This is a genomic window from Streptomyces sp. NPDC053665 (assembly GCF_055585285.1).
Genome location: NZ_JBVJKK010000001.1, coordinates 613,220 through 639,775, shown reverse-complemented (window position 1 = coordinate 639,775; position 26,556 = coordinate 613,220). Strand labels below are relative to the sequence as shown.

The 26,556-nt window shown below is 73.2% G+C and carries 20 protein-coding genes and 2 pseudogenes; 15 read left to right on the top strand and 7 right to left on the bottom strand.

Annotation, left to right across the window (positions count from 1 at the left end):
* Nucleotides 1–11: 11 nt before the first annotated feature.
* On the bottom strand, nt 12–2,015 hold the full coding sequence (locus ACZ6ZN_RS02765) for a serine/threonine-protein kinase (RefSeq protein ID WP_469642571.1): 2,004 nt from the start codon (nt 2,013–2,015) through the stop codon (nt 12–14).
* 988 nt (nt 2,016–3,003) lie between these two features.
* Between ACZ6ZN_RS02765 and ACZ6ZN_RS02760 the strand changes: the two genes are divergently transcribed.
* The 4 genes from ACZ6ZN_RS02760 (at nt 3,004) to ACZ6ZN_RS02745 (ending at nt 5,023) form a co-directional block, all read left to right on the top strand.
* Nucleotides 3,004–3,852: a serine hydrolase domain-containing protein gene (locus ACZ6ZN_RS02760; protein ID WP_469642569.1), complete on the top strand. Its 849-nt coding sequence runs from the start codon at nt 3,004–3,006 to the stop codon at nt 3,850–3,852.
* Between the two features lie 40 nt (nt 3,853–3,892).
* The gene (locus tag ACZ6ZN_RS02755; protein ID WP_469642567.1) at nt 3,893–4,099 is read left to right on the top strand and encodes a hypothetical protein; all 207 of its coding nucleotides are present in this window, start codon (nt 3,893–3,895) and stop codon (nt 4,097–4,099) included.
* A gap of 134 nt (nt 4,100–4,233) precedes the next feature.
* Nucleotides 4,234–4,653, top strand: a complete 420-nt coding sequence (panD, locus tag ACZ6ZN_RS02750; protein ID WP_451878554.1) for an aspartate 1-decarboxylase — start codon at nt 4,234–4,236, stop codon at nt 4,651–4,653.
* Nucleotides 4,654–4,678: 25 nt separating this feature from the next.
* On the top strand, nt 4,679–5,023 hold the full coding sequence (locus tag ACZ6ZN_RS02745; RefSeq protein ID WP_469642565.1) for a GNAT family N-acetyltransferase: 345 nt from the start codon (nt 4,679–4,681) through the stop codon (nt 5,021–5,023).
* A 1,001-nt stretch (nt 5,024–6,024) separates the two neighbouring features.
* Here the strand turns inward: ACZ6ZN_RS02745 and gndA are convergent.
* On the bottom strand, nt 6,025–7,464 hold the full coding sequence (gene gndA / locus ACZ6ZN_RS02740; protein ID WP_469642564.1) for an NADP-dependent phosphogluconate dehydrogenase: 1,440 nt from the start codon (nt 7,462–7,464) through the stop codon (nt 6,025–6,027).
* A 348-nt stretch (nt 7,465–7,812) separates the two neighbouring features.
* Here gndA and ACZ6ZN_RS02735 point away from each other — a divergent pair.
* Nucleotides 7,813–8,103: pseudogene (locus ACZ6ZN_RS02735) on the top strand (transglycosylase family protein); the annotation flags it as partial.
* Between the two features lie 177 nt (nt 8,104–8,280).
* A pseudogene (locus tag ACZ6ZN_RS02730) lies at nt 8,281–9,063 on the top strand (M23 family metallopeptidase); the annotation flags it as partial.
* On the opposite strand, the gene ACZ6ZN_RS02725 reads toward ACZ6ZN_RS02730, so the two are convergent.
* Entirely contained in the window at nt 9,053–10,333 is a 1,281-nt protein-coding gene (locus tag ACZ6ZN_RS02725; protein ID WP_469642562.1) for a DMT family transporter, read from the bottom strand. The pseudogene ACZ6ZN_RS02730 and the gene ACZ6ZN_RS02725 sit on opposite strands and share 11 nt — an antisense overlap.
* Nucleotides 10,334–10,543: 210 nt before the next feature.
* Here ACZ6ZN_RS02725 and ACZ6ZN_RS02720 point away from each other — a divergent pair, with 210 nt between their 5' ends.
* From ACZ6ZN_RS02720 to ACZ6ZN_RS02685, 8 genes are all read left to right on the top strand, one after another.
* Nucleotides 10,544–11,299 carry a (2Fe-2S)-binding protein gene (locus ACZ6ZN_RS02720; protein ID WP_469642560.1) on the top strand — a complete coding sequence of 252 codons (756 nt, stop codon included), beginning with the start codon at nt 10,544–10,546 and terminating at the stop codon, nt 11,297–11,299.
* Nucleotides 11,300–11,338: 39 nt separating this feature from the next.
* Entirely contained in the window at nt 11,339–12,490 is a 1,152-nt protein-coding gene (glgA, locus tag ACZ6ZN_RS02715) for a glycogen synthase (RefSeq protein ID WP_398107723.1), read from the top strand.
* A gap of 52 nt (nt 12,491–12,542) precedes the next feature.
* Nucleotides 12,543–13,766: a glucose-1-phosphate adenylyltransferase gene (gene glgC, locus ACZ6ZN_RS02710; protein ID WP_333936389.1), complete on the top strand. Its 1,224-nt coding sequence runs from the start codon at nt 12,543–12,545 to the stop codon at nt 13,764–13,766.
* Nucleotides 13,767–13,866: 100 nt separating this feature from the next.
* Nucleotides 13,867–16,485, top strand: coding sequence for a PA14 domain-containing protein (locus tag ACZ6ZN_RS02705; RefSeq protein WP_469642558.1), 2,619 nt, complete (start codon nt 13,867–13,869; stop codon nt 16,483–16,485).
* Nucleotides 16,486–16,628: 143 nt separating this feature from the next.
* The gene (locus ACZ6ZN_RS02700) at nt 16,629–17,972 is read left to right on the top strand and encodes a wax ester/triacylglycerol synthase family O-acyltransferase (RefSeq protein WP_469642557.1); all 1,344 of its coding nucleotides are present in this window, start codon (nt 16,629–16,631) and stop codon (nt 17,970–17,972) included.
* A gap of 105 nt (nt 17,973–18,077) precedes the next feature.
* Entirely contained in the window at nt 18,078–19,580 is a 1,503-nt protein-coding gene (locus tag ACZ6ZN_RS02695; RefSeq protein ID WP_451878562.1) for an SDR family NAD(P)-dependent oxidoreductase, read from the top strand.
* A gap of 450 nt (nt 19,581–20,030) precedes the next feature.
* On the top strand, nt 20,031–20,204 hold the full coding sequence (locus ACZ6ZN_RS02690) for a hypothetical protein (protein WP_333936385.1): 174 nt from the start codon (nt 20,031–20,033) through the stop codon (nt 20,202–20,204).
* Nucleotides 20,205–20,259: 55 nt separating this feature from the next.
* Nucleotides 20,260–20,742 carry a GNAT family N-acetyltransferase gene (locus ACZ6ZN_RS02685; protein ID WP_469642554.1) on the top strand — a complete coding sequence of 161 codons (483 nt, stop codon included), beginning with the start codon at nt 20,260–20,262 and terminating at the stop codon, nt 20,740–20,742.
* A 42-nt stretch (nt 20,743–20,784) separates the two neighbouring features.
* Here ACZ6ZN_RS02685 and ACZ6ZN_RS02680 read toward each other — a convergent pair whose 3' ends face one another.
* The 4 genes from ACZ6ZN_RS02680 to ACZ6ZN_RS02665 all read right to left on the bottom strand — a co-directional run bounded on the left by ACZ6ZN_RS02680 (nt 20,785) and on the right by ACZ6ZN_RS02665 (nt 24,989).
* A complete protein-coding gene (locus tag ACZ6ZN_RS02680; RefSeq protein ID WP_398107718.1) occupies nt 20,785–21,192 on the bottom strand; it encodes a VOC family protein in 408 nt (135 codons plus the stop codon).
* Between the two features lie 215 nt (nt 21,193–21,407).
* A complete protein-coding gene (locus ACZ6ZN_RS02675) occupies nt 21,408–22,742 on the bottom strand; it encodes an amidase (RefSeq protein ID WP_469642552.1) in 1,335 nt (444 codons plus the stop codon).
* 109 nt (nt 22,743–22,851) lie between these two features.
* The gene (locus tag ACZ6ZN_RS02670) at nt 22,852–23,883 is read right to left on the bottom strand and encodes an alpha/beta hydrolase family protein (protein ID WP_469642549.1); all 1,032 of its coding nucleotides are present in this window, start codon (nt 23,881–23,883) and stop codon (nt 22,852–22,854) included.
* A gap of 92 nt (nt 23,884–23,975) precedes the next feature.
* A complete protein-coding gene (locus ACZ6ZN_RS02665) occupies nt 23,976–24,989 on the bottom strand; it encodes a LacI family DNA-binding transcriptional regulator (RefSeq protein WP_469643929.1) in 1,014 nt (337 codons plus the stop codon).
* A 277-nt stretch (nt 24,990–25,266) separates the two neighbouring features.
* Here ACZ6ZN_RS02665 and ACZ6ZN_RS02660 point away from each other — a divergent pair, with 277 nt between their 5' ends.
* The gene (locus ACZ6ZN_RS02660) at nt 25,267–26,556 is read left to right on the top strand and encodes an ABC transporter substrate-binding protein (RefSeq protein ID WP_469642547.1); all 1,290 of its coding nucleotides are present in this window, start codon (nt 25,267–25,269) and stop codon (nt 26,554–26,556) included.

The following is a 26,556-nucleotide window of genomic DNA, read 5'->3' as shown; positions in this document are numbered from 1 at the left end:
AGGAGATCCGCTCAGGACGGGCAGTCGCCCCGTGTGGTGGCCGTGCCCCAGCGGACCATCAGATATCCGGACGCGCCGATCTCGGCCACGGCGTAACGGGAGTACGGCCAAGCGCTCCCGGCCCTCTCCCGTTCGCCGACCAGGGCCCGGCAGGCCACGCCGGCGGCCGGCGCCGCCCAGGCCTCGACCTGACTCTGGTTCCACTGCAGGTACTCGGACCAGACGTACATCGCCGAACTGCCGGGATCGAAGCCCACCTTGATGTGGTCGTGGCCCAGCACCCGGTCCGTGCCCAGCGTCCCGCGCCTCCTGTTGGTCCCCGCGATGATCTCCTTGGCGGTGGCGTCCGCGACCCGGATCTCCGCGTCGTCGCTGCTGGGGATCATCGCCTGCCCGAGCCCTTCCTGACCGGGCTGCCAGTCCTGCCCGCCGTCACCGGCCCCGCCCGTCTCGTCGCCGCCGGCCGCCGGACACGCCGTGCCGTTGCCGAAGCCGTCCTGCCAGGTCACCCGCGGCTCGCGGCCCTGCTCCTCCTCGACCATGACGTACGTGCGGTACGGGAGGTCCGGGTGCTGCCCCAGGACGACGTCGCGCAGGGTCAGGCACAGCGACCCGGCGATCTCCGTCTCCGCGAGCAGCGTCCCCTGCTCGTCGGAGGAGAGCCGGTAGGAGAGGTAGACCTCGCGGCGCGACGCGTCGAAGCGCACGGCCCCCGGAGCGAAGTCGACGCCGTCACCGAGCTGTTCCGCCTCGACCCCCTGGTCGTGGAGCACCGCGCGTGCCACGTCGTGTTCCGCCGCACCCTGAGCCGCCCGCGCCCGGTCCCAGCTCGCCGCGTTCGCCGAACCGGTGCCCTCGTCCTGCCGCTTCGCCTTGCCGTTCCCCTGCGCGGTGTTCGCCGTGGCCCGTCCGGCCCCGGCGGTCGTCGGCGGCGAGGCCGAGGCCGCGGACGAGCGACGGTCGCCGTCGCTGTCGCCGGGCAGCAGCGCCGCGACCCCGCCGGCCAGCCCGCCGACGACACCCGCCGCGAGGGCGACGGTGGCCAGCACCCGCTTGCGGGACCGGCGCGGGTCCGACGGAACCTGCCAGGTGGGGTCGTCGGCGGGGGGTATCTCCCACGCGGCCGTGATCATGTCGCCGGGCGCCTGGGCCGCACCCGCACCGGCGGCCTGGGTGACCTGGGAGGCCAGCAGCGCCGCACACTCCTCGGCGGCCTCGACCGCTGCCGGACGCTCACCGGGCTCCTGGACGAGCGCCTTCTCCACGACCCGGCGCAGGAGCACGGGGACCCCGTCGAGGTCGGCCTCGCCGGACATCACACGGAAGGCGACCACATCGGGTGCACCGGCCCCGAACGGCAGCCGTCCGGTGGCCGCGTAGGCGACCAGCGCCGCCCACGCGAACATGTCACCCGCCGGACCGGCGCTGCCCTGCCGGTACTGCTCGGGGCTGATCCAGCCGGGGGTGCCGGTCATCACCCCCGTCCGGGTGAGACTGGTCCCGTCCGCGGCGTGCGCGATGCCGAAGTCCAGCAGCCGGGGCCCGGCGGGCGTGAGCAGGACGTTCTGCGGCTTCACGTCGCGGTGCACCACCCCCGCGGCGTGGATGGCGGCGAGGGCCTGCGCGGTGGCGGCCGCGAAGGCGTACGGGCCTCCGTCCGTCAGCGGCCCGTGCGCGTGCACGTGCTCCGTCAGCGTCGGCCCCGGGACGTAGGCGGTCGCGAGCCACGGCGTCGGCGCGTCCGGATCGGCGGCGAGCAGGGGAACCACGTGCGGTCCGGTGACACGCGAGGACAGCTCGACCTCGCGCCGGAACCGGGCCCGGAACTCCGGATCCTGGGCCTGCTCCGGGTGGATCACCTTGACCGCGACGCGCAGCCCGTCCGGGGCGACGCCGGCGTGGACGGTACCCATGCCGCCCGCACCGAGACGGCCGACGATGCGGTAGGGGCCGATGCGGACCGGGTCACCCGGACGAGCCGGCTGCACCCTTCCGCCGGAGCCGATTGCGCTCACGAACACTTCCTTGCGACGAAGAGACGATCCGGACCGGGGGAGAGGCGACGACGGTCCGGTCCGGGCAAACGGGCCTGCGCGCACGCCGGTTGGACGCCATGGGTTGGGCGCCATGCGCCCTGTTCGGTGCGGGCCCTGGGGGGCACGGGCTCGGTACGGCCGTGCTCAACCGCCCGTAGCGCGCGCCTTCCACCCCTGCGGCATCCCGGTCATGGCGTCCAACGGCTGCTCGTACACGGCACTGCCCCGTCGCATCGTGGTCCCTCCCCGGCCCTCGACGTGTGCGAGGTGAGCCTATGCGGCTTTCCGCCCGGAGGTGGCCGGAACTGCCCCTTCGCGTAACGGCGGCCTCCGGCACGCCGACGCGAGGTGTCGCCTGGTTCATGGCGGCCGGATCGGCGGCCCGGTGCGGGTGGGCGCAAGTGCCGCGCCCCGTACGCGGTGCAGGCGTACGGAAAGGAAAAGCACGGGGTACGTCGGTGTCACTGGACGTTGCCTGAGAACCTTCGGGTGACGCCAAATGGTTTACGCCACAACGAAGTTGCTTGTGATTCGAGTCACTGGAAGGGCCGTCCGGCCAGCTCACCACACTAAACTCGCGAGTAATGAAATGATGCGGGTGACGCGTCGACGCCGCGATTGACCACCGCTGCCGACGTGCCCGCTTCGACCTGTTGTGTCGCCATCCGTACAACAGGTGGGCCCGCTCCACCAGCTTCCTGTCGATCGCGTTCTTCATGGGGCTGACCGGCTTCGCCTGACGATGATCGCGTGCGATCTGGTCTTCCTGTCCGGCGCACTCGACCGTGCCCTGCTGTGGGTCCGGGTCAGGATCCCCGGGTCCCCGGCGTCCCGGTCGGGCCGGACGTCTCAGGCGGACACGGCGCCGGCGGACCCCGCGACGGCGGAGCGGCCGAGCGGAGAGAACACGACGCAGCCGACCGCGCCCCAAGCCGAACTCGTCTGACCGACAGGAGCGACAGACAGCATGCCCACCCCTCTCTGCCTGCTGGGCGGTGCCGGTGTCGAGGACCGGGCCGCCCACGGCCACGACCGGGACCGGTTCGTGGAAATCGGTTCCCTCAGCAAGGTGTTCACGGGAACCGTCCTGGCCCAACTGGCGAAGGAAGGGGTCGTCGGCCTCGACACTCCGCTGGAGGAGTGCCTGGAGGAGGTGCCCGCCGGGACGGGCATCACCCTCCGGCACCTCGCCGAGCACACCTCGGGCCTGCCGCGTCTGCCGCCCGGTCCCGCTGGCCCGCCCGACGACCCGTACGCCACCTTCACCGAGCAGGCTCTGCGCGCCTCGCTGCGCGAGCTGGACAGGGTGGCCACGGGCCCGCTGGGCACTCAGGAGTACTCCAACCTGGGGTACGCCGTCCTCGGGCACGCCCTCACGACGGTCACGGGACGCTCGTACCAGCGACTCGTGGACGATCACGTCCTGCTGCCGCTGGGTCTCGACGCGGGTGCCGTGACCGCGCTGCCCCCGCAGGAAGAGCGGCTCGTGCCACGGGGGCTGTTCGGCCGGCCCCGCCCCCTCTGGACGCTGACCGGGCCGATCCTGCCGGCCGGCGGGCTGTGGTCCACCTGCCGGACCCTGTCCGACGTCGTGGTCGGACTGCTCGTCGAACAACGGCTGGGCCCGCCCGCCCCCAGCTGGCAGCGGAGCGCCCCGATCACCTGGCACAACGGCGCCACGCGCGGCTCGTCCGTCGTGGCCGCCGCGCACGACGACGGCCGCTGGATCGTCCTGCACCGCCTGGGCGGCGCGGACCGCACCGACCGCCTCGCCGGGGAGATCCTCCTCGCAGCTCCCGCGCCGCACGGCGCCTGAACACCGACACCACCACCACGAAAGGGCCACGGGAGGCGTCGTGAGGATCACCTGGTTCGCCTGGCTGACACAGCATGCCGACGAATACGGCTACAGCGACGGGCCGTTGCGCGCCTCGATCGGAACGGGCGCGGTGCTGGTGACCGCCGCGCTGTTCTGGTTCGCGCTGCACCGCAACCGGCCCGCCGCCATGGCCGCCGCCGGCCTCACCTGCGCTCTGGGCATCGGATGGCTGGCCTTCCACTGAGAGAAGGACGCCCATGACGGGCGCCGGGGGCCGGCTCAGAGGCCTGGTCGAACAAGCGAGTCGTGAGTACTGTTCGACGACCGCCCTTGACTTGCAGACAGCAAGCAGGGAGCAGACAAACCGGGAGTATCACCATGCTGCGCACCATGTTCAAGTCCAAAATCCACCGCGCCACCGTCACCCAGGCCGACCTGCACTACGTCGGTTCCGTGACCATCGACGCCGATCTGCTCGACGCCGCCGACCTGCTGCCCGGCGAGCTCGTGCACATCGTCGACATCACCAACGGCGCCCGGCTGGAGACGTACGTCATCGAGGGCGAGCGCGGATCCGGAGTCATCGGGATCAACGGGGCCGCCGCCCACCTCGTCCACCCCGGCGACCTGGTCATCCTGATCAGCTACGCCCAGGTGACGGACGCCGAGGCGCGGGCACTCGTCCCCAAGGTCGTCCACGTGGACGGCCGGAACAGGATCGTGGCCCTCGGCGCCGACCCCTCCGCGCCCGTGCCGGACTCGGACCAGCGGCGCAGCCCGCACGCGGTCGGCGCCTGAGGGCAACCGAAGGAGAGGCGTGTCCATGAGCGAGCCGGAGATCCGCGACGACCGCCCGGCGGGCCGGCTGGAGGCCCTCGCCGACGGTGAAGTCGTGGGCCGCATCGAGTACTTCGCGCTGGACCGCCCCGAGCGCGCCCTCGTGCCCGTGCACACCGTCGTGGAGCCGGCGCACGAGGGGCAGGGCATCGCGGGGGCACTGGCCCGCGAGCTCTACACCCTCGCCGGACGCGAGCACAGCGCGGTCGCCCCGCTGTGCTCGTACGTCGCCAAGTGGGCCGAACGCCACCCCGACGAAGCCCCCGCGGCCCGCCCGGAGCTGCTCGACGCCGCGAAGGACTGGCTGCGCGCCCACCCGGACCGCTTCTGACACGCGCGGTGGCCGCCCCGCCGGTGCGCCGGGGAGTCCCGGCAGGGCCTCACCAGTCACCGGACACCGGCCACCGGACGGTCGCCAGGTCGAGCACCCTCGTCGACCACCGGGGCAGTCGTCGGGTCGAGCACCTGCACCGGCCACCGGAGCGCTCGCCGGGTCGAGCACCCTCGCCAGCCACCGGAGGCATCGCCAGGTCGAGCACCCGGCGCCGCGGTCGCGTCCCGCCGCGGTCGCGTCCGGCACCGCTGTCGTGTCCGGCTGTCGTGTCCCACACCGCTGTCGGGCCCGTCGCGGTGACCGTGTCCGTCGCGGCGGTCGCGCCCGTCGCCCGGCCGCTCCCGCCGGCCTGCCGTCCGCGCCGCTTCCGGCGGCCGCGCTCGGCGTCCGCGCCGCCTCCCGCGGCCGCGCTCGGCGTCCGCGCCGCCTCCCGCGGCCGCGCTCGGCGCCCCCGCCGCTACCCCACCTGGTCGCCTCCCCGTCCCGCTGGGGAGTGACTGCGCACAGCGGTGCCGGGTAGGCGGGGGAGTAGTCCAGAGCCGGAGTCGAGCCAGTGGCTGGAGGACCAGATGACGAACCCGTATCCCGATCCGGTGCCCCCCGCACCGACCCCGGGCCCGGATCCGCAGCAACCGGATCCGCCGGGCCCCGACCCCGTGCCCAACCCGCAGCCGCCGCCCGGCCCCGAGCCGACGCCGCCCCCGCCGTCGCCCACCCCGCCGCCGGGGCCGACGCCGCCGGGGCCCCCGGGGCCCGACCCGGTGCCCGGGCCCGACCCGTCCCCGATCCCCCCGGGACCGGAGCCCGTACCCAGCCCCGAGCCCGGCCCGCCCCTGTCCTGAGGCACAGGCCGCGGCACATCGGCACGTCGGATGCCGGGGCAGGCACACGCACGGCACACGCACGGCATACGCACGGCACGCGGAGGGGCCGGTGGACGCCCGTCGGCAGGGCGGTCCACCGGCCCCTCGCCGGTGCCCGTGCGGCGGCTCCGGCCGCTACGCGGTGACCTCCGACCGGTCCCCGCCCCACAGCGTGTGGAACGACCCGTCCCGGTCCACCCGGCGGTAGGTGTGCGCGCCGAAGAAGTCCCGCTGTCCCTGCGTCAGCGCCGCCGGCAGCCGCTCCGCCCGCAGCGCGTCGTAGTAGGCGAGCGCCGCCGCGAAGCCGGGCGTGGGCACGCCCTGACGGGTCGCGGCGACCAGCACCTCGCGCCAGTCGTCCTGGGCGTCCGCGATCTCCCGGGCGAACGTCTCGTCCGACAGCAGGCTCGGCAGGTCCGGCCGCGCGTCGTACGCCGCGCGGATCCGGTCCAGGAACGCCGCGCGGATGATGCAGCCGCCCCGCCACAGCGCGGACACCGCGCCGAGGTCGATGTCCCAGTCGTACTCCTGGCTGCCGGCGGCGATCTCGTGGAAGCCCTGCGTGTACGAGACGATCTTCGAGGCGTACAGCGCCTGCTCGACCCGGTCCGCGAACGCCCGCGCCTCCGCCTCACCCATCGGCTGCGCCTGCGGGCCGGCCAGCCCGCGCGAGGCCTCGCGCAGCGCCGCGTGGCCCGACAGCGACCGGGCGAACACCGCCTCGGCGATGCCCGACACCGGCACGCCCAGGTCCAGGGCGATCTGGACGGTCCAGCGGCCGGTGCCCTTCTGCTCGGCCTGGTCCACCACGACGTCCACGAACGGCTTGCCCGTCTCCGCGTCGACGTGCGACAGGACCTCGGCGGTGATCTCGATCAGGTAGGAGTCCAGGCGGCCGGTGTTCCAGGTGCGGAAGATGTCCGCGATCTCGGCCGGCGAGTACCCGGCGACGTCGCGCAGCAGCTGGTAGGCCTCGCCGATCAGCTGCATGTCCGCGTACTCGATGCCGTTGTGCACCATCTTCACGAAGTGCCCGGCACCGTCCGGCCCGACGTGGGAGACGCACGGCGTGCCGTCGGCCGCCTTGGCCGAGATCTTCTCCAGCATCGGCCCGAGCGAGTCGTAGGACTCCTTCGGGCCGCCCGGCATGATGCTCGGGCCGTTCAGCGCGCCCTCCTCGCCGCCGGAGACGCCCATGCCGACGAAGTGGATGCCCTGCTCGCGCAGCTCCCGCTCGCGGCGCCGGGTGTCCGCGAAGTGCGCGTTGCCACCGTCGATGATCATGTCGCCGGGCTCCAGCAGCGGCGCGAACTCCTGGATCACCGCGTCCGTGGGGTCGCCGGCCTTGACCATGACGACCAGCCGCCGGGGCCGCTCCAGCGCCGCCACGAAGTCCTTCGCGCTCTCGCACGCGACGAACTCGCCCTCGCCGCCGAACTCCTCGACCAGGGCGTGGGTGCGCGAGGGCGTCCGGTTGTGCACCGCGACCGTGTAGCCGTTGCGGGCGAAGTTGCGGGCGAGGTTGCGGCCCATGACCGCGAGGCCCGTGACGCCGATCTGCGCTGTACTGCTCATTCGGTTCGCTCCTGAAGACCTAGGTGTCGGTGCCGCCGGTGGTGCCCGCCGGCCTGGTCCGTCCGACCATCCTGACGTGCCGCTGTGCCGTCCGCACGCGCGGGTCGCACGAGCCGCGCAGGCAGATACGCACGAGGGGCCCCGCGGTACTCAGCGGTCGTACGCGCACCCGCGCGCGCCGCACCCGCGCACCGCGTGCCGCAGGGGGTGCACGGCCGGGGCGCGCGTCGCGCAACTGGGGCCGCATATCGGCCATTCGGGCCTCCGCGCGGCCGATTGGCGTCTTGTTCCGGCCGGTTCGCAGCGCTTACTTTTGCCCCTCCTGACGCATGTCTAGGGGGGCTCCCGATGGCCGTACGCGGCCGGCACCGCCGGTATCAGCCGAACAGGATCAACCGCGCCTCGCTCACCGTCACGGCAGGCGGCGCCGGCATGGCGCTGCCGTTCATGGGCGCGTCGGCAGCCCAGGCGGCGGACGTGAGCACCTGGAACAAGGTCGCCGCCTGCGAGTCCAGCGGCAACTGGAGCATCAACACCGGCAACGGTTTCTACGGCGGGCTGCAGTTCACGCAGTCCACCTGGGAGGCCTACGGCGGCCGGACCTACGCGGCCCGCGCGGACCTGGCCTCCAAGGACCAGCAGATCGCCGTCGCGGAGAAGGTGCTGGACGGGCAGGGGCCGGGTGCCTGGCCGGCCTGCTCGGTCCGCGCCGGACTGACCCGGGGCGGAGGCGAGCCCGACATCCGCCCGGCCGCCGGGCGCGCGCAGCACAAGGACGCCCAGCGGAAGGAGACGCGGCAGAAGACGTCCATCGAGGACGTCCGGCCGCAGTCGACGCCGCAGTCCCGCGCGGGCAACGCCGAGATGTACACGGTGGTCCGCGGCGACACCCTCTCCGGCATCGCCGGCGAGCACGAGGTGCGGGGCGGCTGGCGCGGGCTGTACACCGCCAACCGCGCGACCGTGGGCGACGACCCCGACCTGATCGTGCCGGGCCAGCGGCTCGCGCTGCGCGGCGAGGGCGCGACGCGGACGCGGCCCGTGCCGCGGCCGGCCGAGAAGGCGCACCCCGCGCCCCAGAAGCCGGCGAAGCCGGCGAAGGAGCGGGCACGGGACGGGGCGAAGCAGGACAGGGCCCAGGACCGGCACAAGGAGGCGGGCAAGGAACGCGCCGCACGGTCCACCGGCACCCGCCACGGCCTCGTCGCCCCGGTCGGCGCCTCCCCGGGCACGCCCTACCGCAAGGCGGGTTCCGCCTGGTCGAAGGGCTACCACACCGGTGTCGACTTCCCCGTCCCCACGGGTACGACCGTCAAGTCCGTCGCGGCGGGCAGCGTGGTCAGCGCCGGGTGGGGCGGCTCGTACGGCTACCAGGTCGTCATCCGGCACTCCGACGGCCGCTACAGCCAGTACGCGCACCTGTCGGCGATCTCCGTGCGCGACGGGCAGTCGGTGAGTGCCGGCCAGCGCATCGGCCGCTCCGGTTCCACGGGCAACAGCTCGGGCCCGCATCTGCACTTCGAGGTGCGGACGGGGCCCGGTTTCGGTTCGGACGTCGACCCCGTGGCGTACCTCAGGGCCGGCGGCGTCACGATCTGACGCGCGTGCGGTGCCGGTCGAGCACCGGCAGCGGGACGTAGGGGATGCCGTAGAACGGGGCGTAGGGCAGCGGGCGTTCGTCGTCGGGCACCGCCGGCGGCTGCCCGCTCCCGGGCGCCGCGTCGGGGGAGGCCCGCGGGGCCGCGGGGCCCGGCACCAGCACGTCCTCGACGAGCAACGGCCCCGCCGCACGCCTGCCTTCCACCCCGGCCGCGCCGACCGCCCCGCTCCCGCTCTTCCTCACCCCGCCACCGCCGACACGCTCGGGCACCCCGCCCACCCCGACCGGCTCGGTCAGGTCAGCGGGGCTGTCGGGCACGCCGCCCACGGCGACCGGCTCCGGCAGGTCGGCGGGACTGTCGGGCACCCCGCCACCGCCGACACGCTCGGGCACGCCGCCCACGCCGCCCACGCCGCCCACGGCGACCGGCTCCGGCTGCTCCTGCGCCAGCCGCTCCGTCGTCAGCAGGATCAGGCCACCCGCCGCCACCACACCGCAGCTCAGCGCGAGCGCCGTGCCGGTCGTGCCGTAGCGGAAGCTCTCGCCGAACATCGTGATGCCGACCGCGGCCGCCACCACCGGGTTGACGACCGTCAGGGTGGCCAGCGGGGCCGCGAGCCCGGCGCCCCGGTAGGAGGCCTGGGAGAGCAGCATGCCGGCCGTCGCCAGGACGCCGATCACCGCGAGGGACGGCACGTCCGCCGCCGAGACGCCGCCCGTCCAGTCGACCGCGACGGTCTTCGTGAACACCGAGGACATGCCGAAGGCGATACCGGACGCGGTCGCCAGCAGCATGCTCCGCACCGCCGGGTGCCGGTGCGCGGTCCGGGCCGCGACCATCAGCGCCACGACCACGCCCGCGGTCACGAGGGCGACGGCCACCCGCTCCGCCCCGCTCAGCGACTGCGCGTCGGACGCGGCGACCAGGGACAGCAGACCGGCGAGCCCGACCGTCGCCATGATCGCGCCCCGCCACGCCGTGGCCCCCGCCCTGCGGCCGACGAACAGCGCCGCCATCGGCAGCGCCACCACGATGGTCAGCGCGCCCAGCGGCTGCACCAGGCTCAGCGGGCCGTAGGCCAGCGCCACCACGTGCAGCAGACCGCCCAGGCCGTTCAGCGCGACCGCCGCCCACCATCCCGGCCGGCGCAGCGGAGCGTACTGCTCGCCCGGCGAGGACTCCGCCACCCGCTCCTGCACGATCGCCCCGCCCGCGTAGGCGAACGCGGACACCAGCGACAGCAGGACGGACAACGCGAGGGCGCTCATCGGCTGCTCCTCTGCGTGAGGCGGGGGCGCTCGGCCCGGCGCGGCGAATGGTCGGCTTTCATGTCCAACACCCTGCCGTGTCCGGGTCTTCCCGTCGTCGTCCCTGAGCACTCATTGGGTCCTACTGCCGATGGAGTAGGGGCCTGGCCCCGTCATCCCCTGGGTGGGCGCCCCGGGTAGGGGGTCCCCGGGCAGCGTCCCTGAGGGGCCTTGGTACTACTGCTCTTCGTGGACCTCGACCCCGACCTCGCCGCGCTCCGCCCGCTCGGCGGCTTCTTCGTGCTGCGCACGGACGGAGCACGAGCGGACTCCCTTCCCACTCTGGCACAGGCATACGCCGTCACGGCACCCGATCTGCCCGGAAATCCCCTGGTTTCTCGGTTGCGGAAGGTCGCCGCCGCCCTGGGCACCCGCGAGATGCGCGTCGCCGCGTCCGTGACCCATCAGGGACTGGCCGCCCGGCTCTGGTCCGTCGCCCTCGGCAGCGCCGTGCTCTACGGCGCCGTGCCGGTACTGGACGCCGGGGCCCTGCGCTGGGACCCGGACGCCGGCGCCCCCGACGACCTGCGGCTGGCCGGCGTACGGGCGTTGCCCGCGGACGCGGCGACGGTCGAGGACGTCGTCCTGCGCGGGCATCTGGACCCCCTGGCGACGGCCCTGGCCGCCCACGGGCGCCTCGCCCCGGGCCTGCTGCGCGGCAACGCCGCCTCCGCGCTGGCCGGAGCGGCCCGCGAGCTCGACCGCTGGGCCCGGCGGCACGGCCGTGCCGACGTGTCCGCCCGGGCCGGCTCGCTGGCCGCCGAACTCCTCGGCCGTCCCGCGCTCGCGGGAGCCGGAACGCTCACCGGCACGGCCTTCCGGCGGCGCAGCTGCTGCCTGTACTACCGGGTCCCCGGCGGGGGCGTCTGCGGCGACTGCTGCTTCCCGAGGCCGCCCCGCTCTTCCGCACGCGGCGCTTGTGGGTGACCATGAAAGGGAACGGCCGCTGAGAGCAGGGAGTTGCGGGTGCGAGTGGGACTGCTGACCCGGGAGTACCCGCCGGATGTGTACGGCGGTGCGGGCGTCCATGTGGAGTTCCTCGCCCGGGAACTGAGACCGCTGGTCGATCTCGACGTGCACTGCTGGGGCGAGGGCCGCGCCGACGGCGTACGGCGGCACCGCTCCTGGTCCGCGCTGGACGGGGCCAACGACGCGCTGCGCACCTTCTCCGTGGACCTGGCGATGGCCGCCGCCCTGGAAGGCCGCGAACTGGTCCACTCGCACACCTGGTACGCCAACCTCGGCGGTCATCTCGCCAAGCTGCTGTACGGCATCCCGCACGTGATGACCGCCCACTCCCTGGAGCCCCTGCGCCCCTGGAAGGCCGAGCAGCTCGGCGGCGGCTACGAGCTGTCCAGCTGGGCCGAGCGCACGGCGATCGAGGCCGCCGACGCGGTCGTCGCCGTCTCGGGGGCCATGCGCGAGGACATCCTGGGCTGCTACCCGGCGCTGGACCCGGGGCGCGTGCACGTGGTGCACAACGGCATCGACACCACCCTGTACCGGCCCGACCCCGGCACGGACGCCCTCGACCGGATCGGTCTGGACCGCTCGCGCCCGTACGTGCTGTTCGTCGGGCGCATCACCCGGCAGAAGGGCGTGCCGCACCTGCTGCGCGCGGTGCGCGACATCGACCCGGCCGCGCAGGTCGTGCTGTGTGCGGGTGCCCCGGACACCCCGGAGATCGACCAGGAGTTCCGTGAGCTGTTCGCGGAGCTGAGCGCGGTCCGCGACGGCGTGTTCTGGATCCCGAAGATGCTGCCCCGCCCGGAGGTGATCCAGCTCCTGACGCACGCGGCGCTGTTCGTCTGCCCCTCGGTGTACGAGCCGCTCGGCATCGTGAACCTGGAGGCGATGGCCTGCGGCACGCCGGTGGTCGCGTCGGCGGTCGGCGGTATCCCGGAGGTCGTCGACGACGGCGTGACGGGTCTGCTCGTCCCGGCCGGCGAGGGGTTCGAGGCCGGGCTCGCCCGGGCCATGGACACCGTCCTGGCCGATCCGCAGGCGGCGCGGGGCATGGGCGAGGCCGGGCGGGAGCGGGCGGTCGGCGAGTTCGGCTGGGACGCGGTGGCCCGCCGCACGGTGCGGCTGTACGAGGAGATCGTCAAACAGGCTTAGTGGGTACTGGTCAGGGGCAGGCATCGGGGAAATCGGCGTGAGGGGAGCGGCCATGCGTGGTGGTGGTGGTCCTTCGGTCCTGGGGATCGTGCTGGCGGGCGGTGAGGGCAAGCGGCTGATGCCCCTGACCACGGACCGCGCCAAACCGGCGGTGACCTTCGGCGGCACGTACCGCCTGGTCGACTTCGTCCTGTCCAACCTCGTCAACGCCGGCATCCTGCGCATCTGCGTCCTGACGCAGTACAAGTCGCACTCGCTGGACCGGCACATCACCACCACCTGGCGGATGTCCAACCTGCTGGGCAACTACGTCACGCCGGTCCCCGCCCAGCAGCGCCTGGGCCCCCGCTGGTACCTGGGCAGCGCCGACGCGATCCTGCAGTCGCTGAACCTGATCTACGACGAGCGCCCCGAGTACGTGGCCGTCTTCGGCGCCGACCACGTCTACCGCATGGATCCGCGCCAGATGTTGACCCAGCACATCGACAGCGGGGCGGGCGTGACGGTGGCCGGCATCCGGGTGCCGCGCACCGAGTCCTCCTCGTTCGGCGTGATCACGCCCGGCTCGGACGGGCAGACGGTGGAGCGCTTCCTGGAGAAGCCCACGGCCCCGCCCGGCCTGGCGGACGACCCGAACTGCGTGTTCGCCTCCATGGGCAACTACATCTTCACGACCAAGGCCCTCATCGAGGCGCTCAAGCGGGACGCGGAGGACGAGTCCTCCGTGCACGACATGGGCGGCTCGATCCTGCCCCAGCTCACCGACCGGGGCGAGGCCGCCCTCTACGACTTCAGTGCCAACCACGTCCCCGGCGAGACGAGCCGGGACCAGGGCTACTGGCGGGACGTCGGCACGCTGGACGCCTACTACGAGGCGCACATGGACCTGATCGCGGAGCGGCCCGCCTTCAACCTGTACAACCGCAGCTGGCCCATCTACACGCACTCGTACCAGCTCTCGCCGGCCCGGTTCAACGCCGGCGGCATCGCCAGCGAGTCCATCATCAGCGCGGGATGCCTGGTCCGCGGGCAGGTGACGCGGTCGGTGCTGTCGCCGGGCGTGGTGGTCGACCCGGGTGCGGTGGTGCAGGGCTCGGTGCTGCACGACAACGTGCACGTGGGGCGGGGCGCGGTGGTGCGCGGCGCCGTCCTCGACAAGAACGTGGAGGTCCCGCCGGGCGCGACCATCGGCGTCAACCCCGAGCGGGACGCGGAGCTGTACACGGTCTCCAAGGGCGGCGTCATCGCCCTGGGCAAGGGGCAGCTGGTCACCTGACGAGACGGCGGACGGGACTTTGTCCTGCCTCTGGACGAAGCCCCGGATCCGTGTTGTCATGCCAACGTCTTGTACATGACAACGTTGGCATGGAGGTTCCGTGCGTCCCCGACGCCTCAGAAACCGCCTCACGTTACTGCTCGCCGCGCTCCTCGCCCTGACCGGCCTGGCGTCCGCACCCGCCCTCGCGGACGAACCCGCCGAGATCCACGGCCTCAAGGGCGAGTACTACACCCACTCCGCCCCCGGTGCCTTCGACTTCCACACCCTCAAGGCGACGACCTTCGAGAAGAACCTCGACTTCGACAACCTCGAACCGCGCCTGAACTTCACCACCGGCCGCTCCGACGACGTCAGCGTCCGCTGGACCGGCAGGATCGTCCCGGAGCGCACCGGTGCGCACACCTTCTCCGTCTCCGCCGACAACGGCTTCCGCCTCTGGATCGACGGCTCCCTCGCCATCGACCACTGGGTCGACGACTGGGACCGTGAGCAGACCTCGGCGCCGATCGAGCTGACCGCCGGAACGCCGTACGACATCAAGGTCGAGTACTTCGAGCACTACGGCGGCTCCAACCTCCACCTGCGCTGGACGCAGCCCGGGGCCGCCAAGCAGCCCGTCCCGCAATCGGCCTTCCGCCTCCCCGACGGCTTCGACTACGACGGGGCCCTGGCCGCCACCGTGCAGAGCAGCGGCCGCACCCTGAAGCTCGACTTCGCCCGGCCGATCGCCGCGCCCCCGGCCGGGTTCACCGAGCACCTCACGGCGGTGATCGGCGGTGCCGTCTGGCCGCTGGGCGCCGTCCGGGTCGACCCCTCCGACCCCGCCGCCCTCCTGGTCGCCCTCGACGAGCCCGTCGTCGGCAACAGGACCGGCACGGCCAAGGGCTCCGCCGACGTCCGCTACGACGGCGAAGGCGGCCTCTCCGACGCCGACGGCAACGTTGTCAGCGCCTTCTGGACGAGCGGCCCCAACCACTCGACGCATCAGCTGCGCACCCGCTGGGCCGACGAGGTCGGACCGGACGACGCCCTGCCCGAGTACCCGCGGCCCCAGCTGACCCGGGCCGACTGGCGCAACCTCAACGGCCGCTGGCAGTTCGCCGCCGCCGAGCCGGGCGAGCAGCCGCCCGTCGGCAGGACGCTGAAGGAGCGCATCCTCGTGCCCTACCCTGTGGAGTCCCAGCTCTCCGGGATCGAACGGCACGAGGACCGCATGTGGTACCGCCGCACCTTCACCGTCCCGCGCGACTGGCACATCGGCTCCGCCCGGCGGCTCAAGCTCAACTTCGGGGCCGTCGACTGGCGCTCCGAGGTCTACGTCAACGGCACGAAGGTCGCCACGCACGAGGGCGGCTACGACAAGTTCGCCGCCGACATCACCGACGCGCTGAAGCCCGGCCGCACCCAGGAGCTGATCGTCGGCGTCTACGACCCGACCGACGCCGCCTCCGGCGAGAACCCGCCGCTCGGCAAGCAGCGCCTGGACCCCAGCGGCATCTGGTACACCCCGTCCTCCGGCATCTGGCAGACGGTGTGGCTGGAGCCGGTCGCCCGTGACCACGTCGACTCCCTCAAGATCACACCCGACGTCGCCGGGGAGAAGGTCACCGTCGAGGCCCGGGGCGTCCGCGACGGCGTACCGCTCACGGCGACGGCGTACGAGGGCCGGCGCAAGGTGGCCACGGCCCGCGGCCGCACCGGCGGGCCGCTGACCCTGACCGTCGACGACCCGCACCTGTGGTCGCCGGACGACCCCTTCCTCTACCGGCTCGAGGTGAAGGCCGGCGCGGACCGGGTCGGCAGCTACTTCGGGATGCGCTCCGTCGCCGTCGAGAAGGTGAACGGCGTGCCGCGCACGCTCCTCAACGGCGAGCCCGTCTTCATGATGGCCACCCTCGACCAGGGCTTCTGGCCGGACGGCCTGCACACCGCGCCCACCGACGAGGCCCTGGCCTACGACCTGAAGGTGCACAAGCAGCTCGGCTACAACGCGGTGCGCAAGCACATCAAGGTGGAGCCCGACCGCTGGTTCTACTGGGCCGACCGGCTCGGTTTGCTGGTCTGGCAGGACATGCCGGCGATGACCGCCGGGGTGAACCCGAGCGCCTCCGCCCGCGCCCGCTACGAGCGGGAGCTGAAGGAGATGATCGACGAGCACGTCAGCAGCCCGTCGGTCGTCATGTGGGTGACCTTCAACGAGGGCTGGGGCCAGTACGACGTGGGCCGGGTCGCCGAGCAGGCCAAGGCCTGGGACCCCACCCGCCTCGTCAACAACCAGTCCGGCCTGAACCTCGGTGCCGACGGCAACGCCGGCGACATCATGGACGAGCACGGCTACCCGAGCCCCGCCCTGCCGCCCCGCCCCGACGGGGAGCGCGCCCTGGTCAGCGGTGAGTACGGCGGACTGGGCCTGGCGGTGCCCGGCCACGCCTGGTCGGTGCAGCAGTCGTACGTCGACGTCGACCCGGCCCGCTACACCGAGGACTACCTCGAGAAGCTGGACGAGGTCCGGGCACTGGCCTGCAAGGGCGGCAACGGCGCCGTGTACACCCAGATCGCGGATGTCGAGGGCGAGCTGAACGGTCTGCTCACCTACGACCGTGCGGTGCTCAAACCCGACACGGCCCGGCTGAAGGCCGCGCACGAGGCGCTGATCCGTGACGCCTCCCGGGTGACTCCCACGGGGTGCCCGGCGCCGCAACCTGTGCTGGACTAGCGGCACCTGCACCATGAGTCCCGCCCCTGTCACCGGGGCGGGACTCGACCCGCTGTGTACTGTACGTAGCTTGATCATGCTTGACCGTAATCGGCTGGGAGCGATTGACTGCCGGCTCATCCGTCGTCGACCGAGGCAAGCCCTTGACTGCTGATCTGCTCGCCCCTCTGGACCTGGCGTTCTGGAACCTCGAGTCCGCGGACCACCCGATGCACCTCGGCGCCCTCGGGATCTTCACCGCGCACTCGCCCACCGCGGGCGCCCACGCGGCGGACCTCCTCGCGGCCCGCGCGGCCGGCGTCCCCGGGCTGCGCATGCGGATCCGCGACGTGTGGCAGCCGCTGCCCGCCGCCCTGCGCAGCCCCTTCTCCTTCGGCGGCGCCGCCCGCGAACCGGACCCGGACTTCGACCCCGTGCACCACGTCCGGCTGCACGCCCCCGCCGCCGACTTCCACGCGGCGGCGGGGCGCCTCATGGGACGCCCGCTGGAGCGGGGCCGGCCACCCTGGGAGGCCCATGTGCTGCCGGGCGCGGACGGCGACTGCTTCGCGGTGCTGTTCAAGTTCCACCACGCCCTGGCCGACGGGCTGCGGGCGCTGACCCTCGCCGCGGGCGTCATGGACCCGATGGACCTGCCCGCGTCCCGCCCCCGCCCCGCCGCGCCTCCGCGCCCCCTCCTCCCGGACGTGCGCGACCTGCCCGGGATGGTGCGCGGCGCCCTGTCCGACGTGGGCCGCGCCCTGGACATCGGCTCCGCCGTCGCCCGCTCCTCCCTCGACGTGCGCTCCGCCCCGGCGCTCGGCTGCGAGCCGAGCGGCACCCGTCGTACCGCCGGGGTGGTGCTGGACCTCGACGACGTGCACCGGATCCGCAAGAGCGTCGGCGGCACGGTCAACGACGTGCTCATCGCCGTCGTCGCCGGCGCCCTGCGCCGCTGGCTCGACGAACGCGGCGACGGCAGCGAGGGCGTCGCACCCCGGGCCCTGATCCCCGTCTCCCGGCGCCGCCCGCGCACCGCGCACCCGCAGGGCAACCGGCTCTCCGGGTACCTGATACGGCTTCCCGTGGACGACCCGGACCCGCTGGCCCGCCTGGCCTCGGTCCGGGAGGCCATGGACCGCAACAAGGACGCCGGCCCCCACCGGGGCGCGGGCGCCGTCGCCCTGCTCGCCGACCACGTCCCCGCCCTGGTCCACCGGCTGGGCGGACCCGTCGTCGGGCAGGCGGCACGGCTCTGGTTCGACCTGCTCGTGACCAGCGTGCCGCTGCCCAGCCTCGGCCTGAAACTCGGCGGCCACCCGCTCACCGCCGTCTTCCCGCTGGCCCCGCTGGCCCCCGGCCACTCCCTGGCGGTCGCCGTCTCCACCTACCGGGGCAGCGTCCACTACGGGCTGGTCGCGGACGGCGAGGCGGTACCCGACCTCGGCCTGTTTGCCGACGCCGTCTCCCGGGAGGTGGCGGAGCTGACCGAGGTGTGCCGGCCCTGAGCGGACACGGGTTTGGCGGAGCGGCCCGGCGCTGAAGTAAAATTCGCCGTTCGAATGCGGGCGCGACCGGCGCGCCACGACGGCAGAGCAGGGAACGCAGCGGCGATGACGGTGACAGAGGACGGCCCGCAGGCCATCAACGAGGCGAGCGGGCTCCCGTACGGACCCGGTATCGACCCCGAGCGCCTGGCCGTCTGCCTCGGCGTGCTCGAGGAACTCGACAAGCTCGAGGTCGACCACCCGGACGCGATCGCCGTGCGCCGGGCCACCGCGGGTGTCTACCGCACGGTCAAGCAGCGCCGCCGCCAGGAGCGCCGGGCCGCCAAGACCGCCCACGACAAGGCGGTCACGGAGGCCACGGCGACCGGCTCGGCCCAGCGCATCGACGACGAGACCGAGGGCCTGCTGCCCTCCTCGCGCACCGAGGAGGGCCGGATCGCGGGGATACTCCAGCGCCCGCGCTCCTGCTACACCTGCAAGTCGCGCTACGTGGAGGTCGACTACTTCTACCACCAGCTCTGTCCGGACTGCGCCCGCGTCAACCGCGAGAAGCGCGACGTCCGGGCCGACCTGTCCGGCAAGCGCGCCCTGCTCACCGGCGGCCGGGCCAAGATCGGCATGTACATCGCGCTCAGGCTGCTGCGCGACGGTGCCCACACCACGATCACCACGCGCTTCCCCAAGGACGCCATTCGCCGCTTCAAGGCCATGGACGACTCCGCGGAGTGGATGCACCGGCTCGAGGTCGTGGGGATCGACCTGCGCGACCCGGCTCAGGCGGTGGCCCTGGCCGAGCAGGTCGCCGAGGCGGGCCCGCTCGACATCCTCGTCAACAACGCGACCCAGACGGTCCGCCGGCTGCCGTCGGCCTACGCCGCCCTCGTCGAGGGCGAGAGCGCGCCGCTGCCCGCCGGTGAACTGCCCGCCCACCACGTCATCGGCGCGTTCAACTCCGGCGCGGTCGACGGCCTCGCCGCGCTGCCGCTCGGCACCAGCGGCCTGGACGCGCAGAAGGTCGCCGACCTCGCCCTGGTCGCGGGCAACGCCAGCGTGGAACGGCACCTGGACGGCACGGCGATCGACGCGGGCGGCCTCGTCCCCGACGTCGTCGACACCAACACCTGGGTGCAGACCATCGAGCAGATCTCCCCGGTGGAGCTGCTGGAGACCCAGCTGTGCAACTACACGGCGCCGTTCATCCTCATCAGCAAACTGCGCCCCGCGATGGCCGAGGCGGCGAAAAAGGCGGAGAGCGGGCGCGCGTACGTCGTCAACGTGTCGGCGATGGAGGGGGTGTTCGGCCGCGGCTACAAGGGCGCGGGGCACCCCAACACCAACGCCGCCAAGGCCGCGATGAACATGGTCACGCGCACCAGCGCCCAGGAGATGTTCCAGTCCGACGGCATCCTGATGACCTCGGTCGACACGGGCTGGATCACCGACGAGCGGCCGCACTACGACAAGCTGCGGCTCGCCGAGGCCGGTTTCCACGCACCGCTCGACCTGGTCGACGGCGCGGCCCGGGTGTACGACCCGATCGTGCGGGGCGAGGCCGGCGAGGACCTGTACGGCGTCTTCCTGAAGGACTACGCGCCCGGGAAGTGGTAGGGCGCCCCGGGCGGCGGGCCGGTGACGGAGCGCCGGTTCCCGCCCGGCCGCGCCGGGGGAGCCGGAAGGGCGTGATCACTGCGGCGTGTCTCGAAAGGGTCGTCGCGCACCTACGCCGAACGAGTGATTTGTGAAACGCCTATTGGGCGTCAAAACGGGGCGAAAACCCCCGGTGAACGGCAGATGACGCGCGATCGTTACCGCTTGTTTTCAGCCCCATCGAGCGGGTGCCCGCTCATGTGGTTAACCTGAGGCGGACGGACAGCAGCTCGGGTCCTACCCACACCCACGGTCCGTCTGGGACAAGCCGGTTCACCACGGCTGCTCTCCCGTGAGTCGACCGGCGCCACCGCGTCCGAACTGCACATGACACGCAACCCCGAGGGGGCGTCAGGCGCAGCTGGACCGGCGCGTACGTCCCCAGGGTGACCGACACATAAGGAGTGCGCGGTGACACCGGAGAAGACGAAGCGCGATCAGCGCCCCAAGGAACTCGGCGAGCGCGCCGGCCGACGGGCCGACGAGCTCGGCAGCCTCGACGTGTGGGCCCGTTCGGCCCCGATCCGCCTCGCGGGCTACGAGGACGACCTCGCCGAGCCCCACATCCTGCCCAGCGTCGACTGACGCGGGCGGGCCCCACCGCGCTCTCCGTACGCATGGGCGTGCCACACTCGCACCCATGCTGATCAGGGAAGCAACGGCTGACGACTGGCCTCGCATCTGGCCGTTCTGGCACCGCATCGTCGCCGCGGGCGAGACCTACGCATGGGACCCGGGAACCTCCGAGGAGGAGGCCCGGGTCCTGTGGATGAACCCGGCGAAGCGCGTCTGGGTCGTCGAGGACGACGGCGGCACCGTCGTCGCCTCCGCCTACCTCACCCCCAACTACGGCGGTCCCGCCGCCCGGATCGCCAACGCCGGCTTCATGGTCGACCCCGACCGCGGCGGCCGGGGCCACGGCAGGGCCCTGGCGGAGCACCTGCTGGCCGAGGCCCGGGCCGCCGGGTACCGGGGGATGGTGTTCAACGCCGTCGTCGAGACCAACCCGGCCGTGCGCCTGTGGACCTCGCTCGGTTTCACCGTCCTCGGCACGGTCCCGGACGCCTTCGAGCATCCCCGGCACGGTCTCGTCGGACTGCACGTCATGTACCGGGCGCTGTAGGCGTCCGGGGCCGGACCGGCCGCGAGCGGCCGGCCGCGGCCGTCAGGGCCGGGCGTACGGCCGGGTCATGATCTCCATGTTGTGGCCGTCCGGGTCGTCGAAGTAGGCGCCCCGGCCGCCGAACAGGCCGTTCACCCGGCCCGGTTCGGTGTGGCCCGGGTCGGCGTAGTAGGGGACGCCGAGCGCCTCCAGCCGGGCGATCATCGTGTCGAACTGCTCCTCGGGCACCAGGAACGCGTAGTGCTGGGGCTGGACGGGCTCGTCGCGCTTCTCGTAGTAGTCGAGGGTCACGCCGTTGCCCAGGTCGACCGGGAGGAACGGGCCGAACGGGGCGCCGACCTCCAGACCCAGGACGGCCGCGAGGAACTCCGCCGACAGGTGGCGGTCGGAGGCGTAGACGGCGGTGTGGTCGAGGCGGGCTACCGTGGTCGGCAACTCGGTGCGGGGCATGGGGGACAAGGGTGGATGCTCTCCGGGTGTCGGGGTCCGTGACGAGGCGCCGCTGAACGGCGCGGGAACGAGGACGCGGAGACATGAGGCGGGGCGCGTGCCCTCTCCGGCGCTCGGAGGGGCCGGGGCGGGGCCGTCCCCGCCGGGCTCACTCCGAGGCCGGGCGCCTCACTCGTGCATGGCCTACGGCCGACCCGGCAGTCACCCGGCCGACTCTAGTCGACCGGCGCGGTACGCCGCCACGGCTTTCGGGCCTCCAACTGCTCCGCGAGCGCGAGGAGTCGGGACTCCGAGCCCGGCAGTCCCACCAGCTGCACCGAGCAGGGGGCGCCGGAGGGGAGCGTGCCGAAGGGAACCGCCATCGCGGGCCAGCCGGTCAGGTTCCACGGCGGGGTCAGAGGCGAGTACGCGGTGTTGGCCAGCAGGTTGCGCAGCCAGCCGCGTTCGTGCCACGGCCCGGCCTGGGGGGAGCGGCGGGCGAGCGCGGGAGTGAGCAGCACGTCGTGCTCCGCGAAGAACGGCTCCAGTCGCTGCCGCAGCTTCTCGCGTCCCGCTCCGGAGGCCGCCGACGGGACGAAGGGGCGGCCGATGCGCGCGTGGACCCGGGTGCGCCGGGTCAGCCGGCCCGGGTCGAGGGCCCGGGCGTCGGCGGCCGTGCCCGCCGTCCAGTGGGTCAGCGAGGTCGCCGCCAGGGACAGGGGGTAGGGCGGGTCGGCGCGGCGGACCTGGTGGCCCGCCCGCATCAGCACGCCGGCCGCGTCCCGGGCGGCCGCCGCGTAGGGGCGGCTGACGACGGTCCCGGCCAGCGGGCTGCGCAGCGACACCGCCACCCGCAGCGTGCCGGGGCCGGGCCCGAACTCCGTCCCGGCGAGGACCGACAGCACCAGCCGGGCGTCCTCGACGGTGGTGGCGAGCGGGCCGTGCTCGGCCATGCCGAACCAGGTGCCGCCGTCGCCCGTCGGCACCACGCCGCGGCCCGGCTTGACGGTGACGAGGCCGCAGTTGGCGGCCGGTATGCGCAGGGAGCCCATGCCGTCGTTGCCGAGGGCGACGGGAACCATCCCGGCGGCGACGGCGGCGGCGCTGCCGCCCGACGAACCGCCCGCAGAGCGCGAGAGGTCCCAGGGGTTGCGGGTCACGCCCAGCACGCCGTCCGTCGTGCCGAAGACGCACAGCTCCGGCACGTGCGTCAGTCCCACGACCACCGCTCCGGCCGCCCGCAGCCGGGCGACCGTCACATGGTCGCGCTCGGCCGGTGTGTCCGGCGTCGCGGCCGAGCCGATGCGGGTGGACTCACCGCGCACCGGCAGGTTGTCCTTGACCGCGACGGGCACCCCGGCCAGGGGCAGTTCCGCGAAGTCGCCGCGGGCCGCCACCTCGTCCGCCTCGGCCAGCGCCGCACGGGCGCGCACCGCACGGAACGCGCCGACCCGGCCGTCGAGCCGCTCGATCCGGGCGAGGTGCTCGGCCACCACCTCGCGGGGCGTGACCCGCTTGTCGCGGACGGCGGCGGATATCTCGGCGGCGGTGCGGCCGGCCCAGGTGGTCACAGCGGCTCCTCGAAGGGATCGACACGGACTTACTGACGAGTACGCAAGGAGAACTGTGCACCCGGTGGTCCGTGCGCGTCGAGGCCACCGGGCGGACCGGAGGCCGCCCTCAGCGCAGATGGCGTGCGAGGAAGGCCTCGGTGGCGTCCATCTCGGCGGCCCAGCGGGGACCGAAGGTGTGGCCCTCGCCGGAGACCGTGCGCAGCTCCACGTCCTTGCCGGCCGCGTCGAACACGGCGGCGGCCTCCCGGGACCAGGCCGGTGGGCAGGTCTCGTCCGCGGTGCCGTGCTGGATCAGCAGCGGCTCGGTCACGCGGTCGGCGTAGGTGAGGGGTGAGACGCCGCGCCAGAACGCCGGGTTCTGCGCGGGAGTGCCGTGCGCGTCCTCGATCTCGGCGACGACCGGGTCGCCGTCGGGCCGCTGGAAGTGGTCGATGTTCTCCTCCGGGCGCGCGCTCACCGGGGCGTACGCCACGGCGGCGTCGAACAGGCCGGGCGCCACGACCAGTGTGTTGTACACGACCCCGCCGCCCATGGACCGGCCGAACAGCCCGATGCGGTCGCCGTCGATCTCCGGGCGCCCGGAGTCGCGCAGGGCCAGGGCGGCCCCGATGACGTCCTCGGTGTAGCCGAGGCGCAGGTTCACGTCGTTGTCGGGGTCGTCGTCGGAGCGGGCGTGGTTGCGGTAGTCGGTGTGCAGGACGACGTAGCCCTCGCGGGCCAGGCGGTCCTGCTCGCGGGGCATGCCCTGGCCGCTGACGTAGACGTCCGGGTCGATGTAGCCGTGAGCCAGGACCAGCGCCGGGAACGGCCCCTCGCCCTCGGGGACGTTCATGATCCCCGAGATGGTCAGGCCGTTCGCCTCGTAGGTGACCGCGTAGCGGGTGTAGGCGGAGGTGCGGTCGAGCACGTCGCCGAGCCGGAGGTCCGAGCCGGTGTGCTCGCGCCGCATCAGCGCCGGGAGGGAGACGGGGTCGACCCGGTCGGGGGAGGGGGAGGCGCTGCTCGGGCTCTGTTCCCCCGCCGCGCGCGTGGTCACGGTGCCGGTCGCGGGCGCGGCGGAACCGTCACCGCCGGTGCAGCCGCCCGCGACGGCCAGCAGCAGCCCGGCGGCGGCACAGGCGGTGCCGCGGGGGCGCATACCGCCCATTGTGGCCCGACACGGGAGTGCGGTGCACGGTCCCGGCCGGGCACGACCCGCGTCGGCCGTGCCGCCCCCCGGCGGGGCGGGCCCTACGGCGTGACCCGGGACGGTCCCGTGCTGTTGCGCTCGATCAGCTCCGGCACCGGTACCCGCACGGTGCGGGCCGGGCCGCCGTCCAGGAGGGCGGTCAGTTCGCGGGCCGCCGTGCGGCCGAACTCCACGCTGTCCCGGGACAGCGCCGACAGCCACGGCTTGACCAGACGGCACAGCGCGGAGTCCTCCCAGGCCACCACGGACACGTCGGCCGGCACGGCGAAGCCCAGGTCGGCCGCGGCGGCGACGCCCGCGACGGCCATCACGTCGTTGTCGTAGATCAGGGCCGTGGGGGCGTTCGGACCGCTCAGCACCCGGCGGGTGACGGCCGCGCCCGCCTCGTCCGAGTAGTCGGTCGGCACCGACTGCACGGCGGACAGGCCCCGCCGCTGCGCCTCGGCCCGCAGTGTGCGGATCCGGCGCTCGGTGTGGGCCAGCCCGGGCAGTCCCGCGATGTGCGCGATCCGCCGGTGGCCGAGCGCGTACAACCCGTCCACCACCGCCGCCATGGCGCCCGCGTCGTCCGCCCACACCGTCGACAGTCCCGGGTGCCGCTCCTCGGGGTCACCGCCGATCACCACGCCGGGCAGCCCCAGTTCGTCGAGCAGGGCGGGCCGGGGGTCGTCGGTGCGGGGGTCGACCACGAGGACTCCGTCGACCCGGTGCTCGGCCCACCACCGCCGGTACACCGCGCACTCGTCGTCGATGTCCTCGGCGATCTGGAACAGCAGGCCGAGATGCCGCTCGGCCAGCACCTCCTGGATGCCGGAGACGAGCTGGAGGAAGAACGAGTCCACGCCCAGCGTCCCCGCCGCACGGGCCAGGACGAAGCCGACGGTCGCGGCCCCCTCGCCGGACAGGGCGCGCGCCGCCGTGCTGGGCCGCCAGCCCAGCTGCTCGGCGACCCGGCGCACCCGGTCCCGGGTGACCTCGGAGACACCGGGCCTGCCGTTCAGCGCGAAGGAGACCGCGCTCTCGGAGACCCCGGCCCGCCGGGCGATGTCCTTCATCGTCGGCCGGCGGGCCGGTGAGCGCTTTTCCGTCACCCTTGCTCTCCGTTCGGTGCGACACGGCATGTGCACTAATGCGCTTGAGTGCCAGCACCCTAAAGCGCATTAGTGATCGAGTGCAAGAGCCGCCGTGAAGCCGGTCTGACCTGCATGAATGCCCAACTAATGACTTTAGTCGAGCGGAATCCATTGACTTCGCCGAAGGCGACGATGCAATGTCTGCCCCGGCGTCATCTCCGCCGCCCCCGCCCCGTTCCCCCCGAAGGAGCCGGTCCCTGTGCGCATCCCCCGCAGAGCCATCGCCGCCGCTGCCGTCGCCGTCCTGCTGCCCCTCAGCGCCTGTGGTTCCGGGGACGGCGGGGGCGGGTCGGGTGACGCCTCGGGCAAGGTCGAGGGCGACATCACCTTCCAGACCTGGAACCTGCGCGCCAACTTCAAGCCCTACTTCGAGGGCCTGATCGCCGAGTTCGAGAAGAAGCACCCGGGCACCGACGTGAAGTGGGTCGACCAGCCTGCCGAGGGCTACGCCGACAAGATCAGCGCCGACGCCGCCGGCGGCACCCTGCCCGACGTCGTCAACGTCTCGCCCGACCTCGTGGCGCCCCTCGCCAAGGCCGGACTGGCCCTCGACCTGGACAAGGCCGCGCCGCAGTACGAGAAGGAGTACCTGCCCGGCGCCTGGGCCGGCCACCGGATACCGGGCATGACCGGCACGTACGCCTTCCCCTGGTACCTCAACACCGGCCCGCTGTTCTACAACAAGACCCTGTTCGAGCAGGCGGGGCTCGACCCGCAGAAGCCGCCGAGGACCTACGACGACCTCTTCGCCGACGCCCTGCGGATGGCGGACAGGAGCGACGGGAAGGTCGCCACCCTCGCCAACGTGCCCACCATCGAGGACTTCGGCCGCTACGGCGTCCCGCTGATGAACAAGGAAGGCACCGCCTTCACCTTCGACGACGCCAAGGGCGTGGAACTCCTCACCAAGTACAAGGAGTTGTACGACGCCAAGGCCCTCGACCGGCAGGCCCTGACCGCCACGCCCGAGTCCTCCGGCAAGAAGTTCCTCACCGGGGCCGTCGCCATGAACCCCGGCAGCGCCCTCGACCTCGGGAACTTCAAGAAGCAGGCGCCGAGCTTGTACAGGAACATCGGCATCACCGACCAGATCACCAGCACCGGGCACGTCAACATGTACGTGATGGGCGTGATGGTGAACTCCCAGTCGAAGCGCAAGCCCGCGGCGGTCGCCTTCGCGCACTTCGTGACCGACGCGGCGCACCAGATGTCCTTCGCCAAGAAGGTCGCCATCTTCCCCAGCACCGCCGGTTCGCTGGACGACCCGTACTTCACGAAGCAGGACGGCACCGACGAGACCCGCGTCCGCGTCGCCGCCGCCAAGTCGCTGAAGACGGCCGTGAACTACACGCCGGTGCTGTTCAGCGAGCAGATGAAGATCGCGCTGCGCAACCAGGTCGCCAAGGCGTTCCAGGGCAAGCAGAGCCCGAAGGAAGCTCTCGACAACGCTGTCAAGGAGTGCGACCGGCTCCTGAAGCAGCAGGGCTGA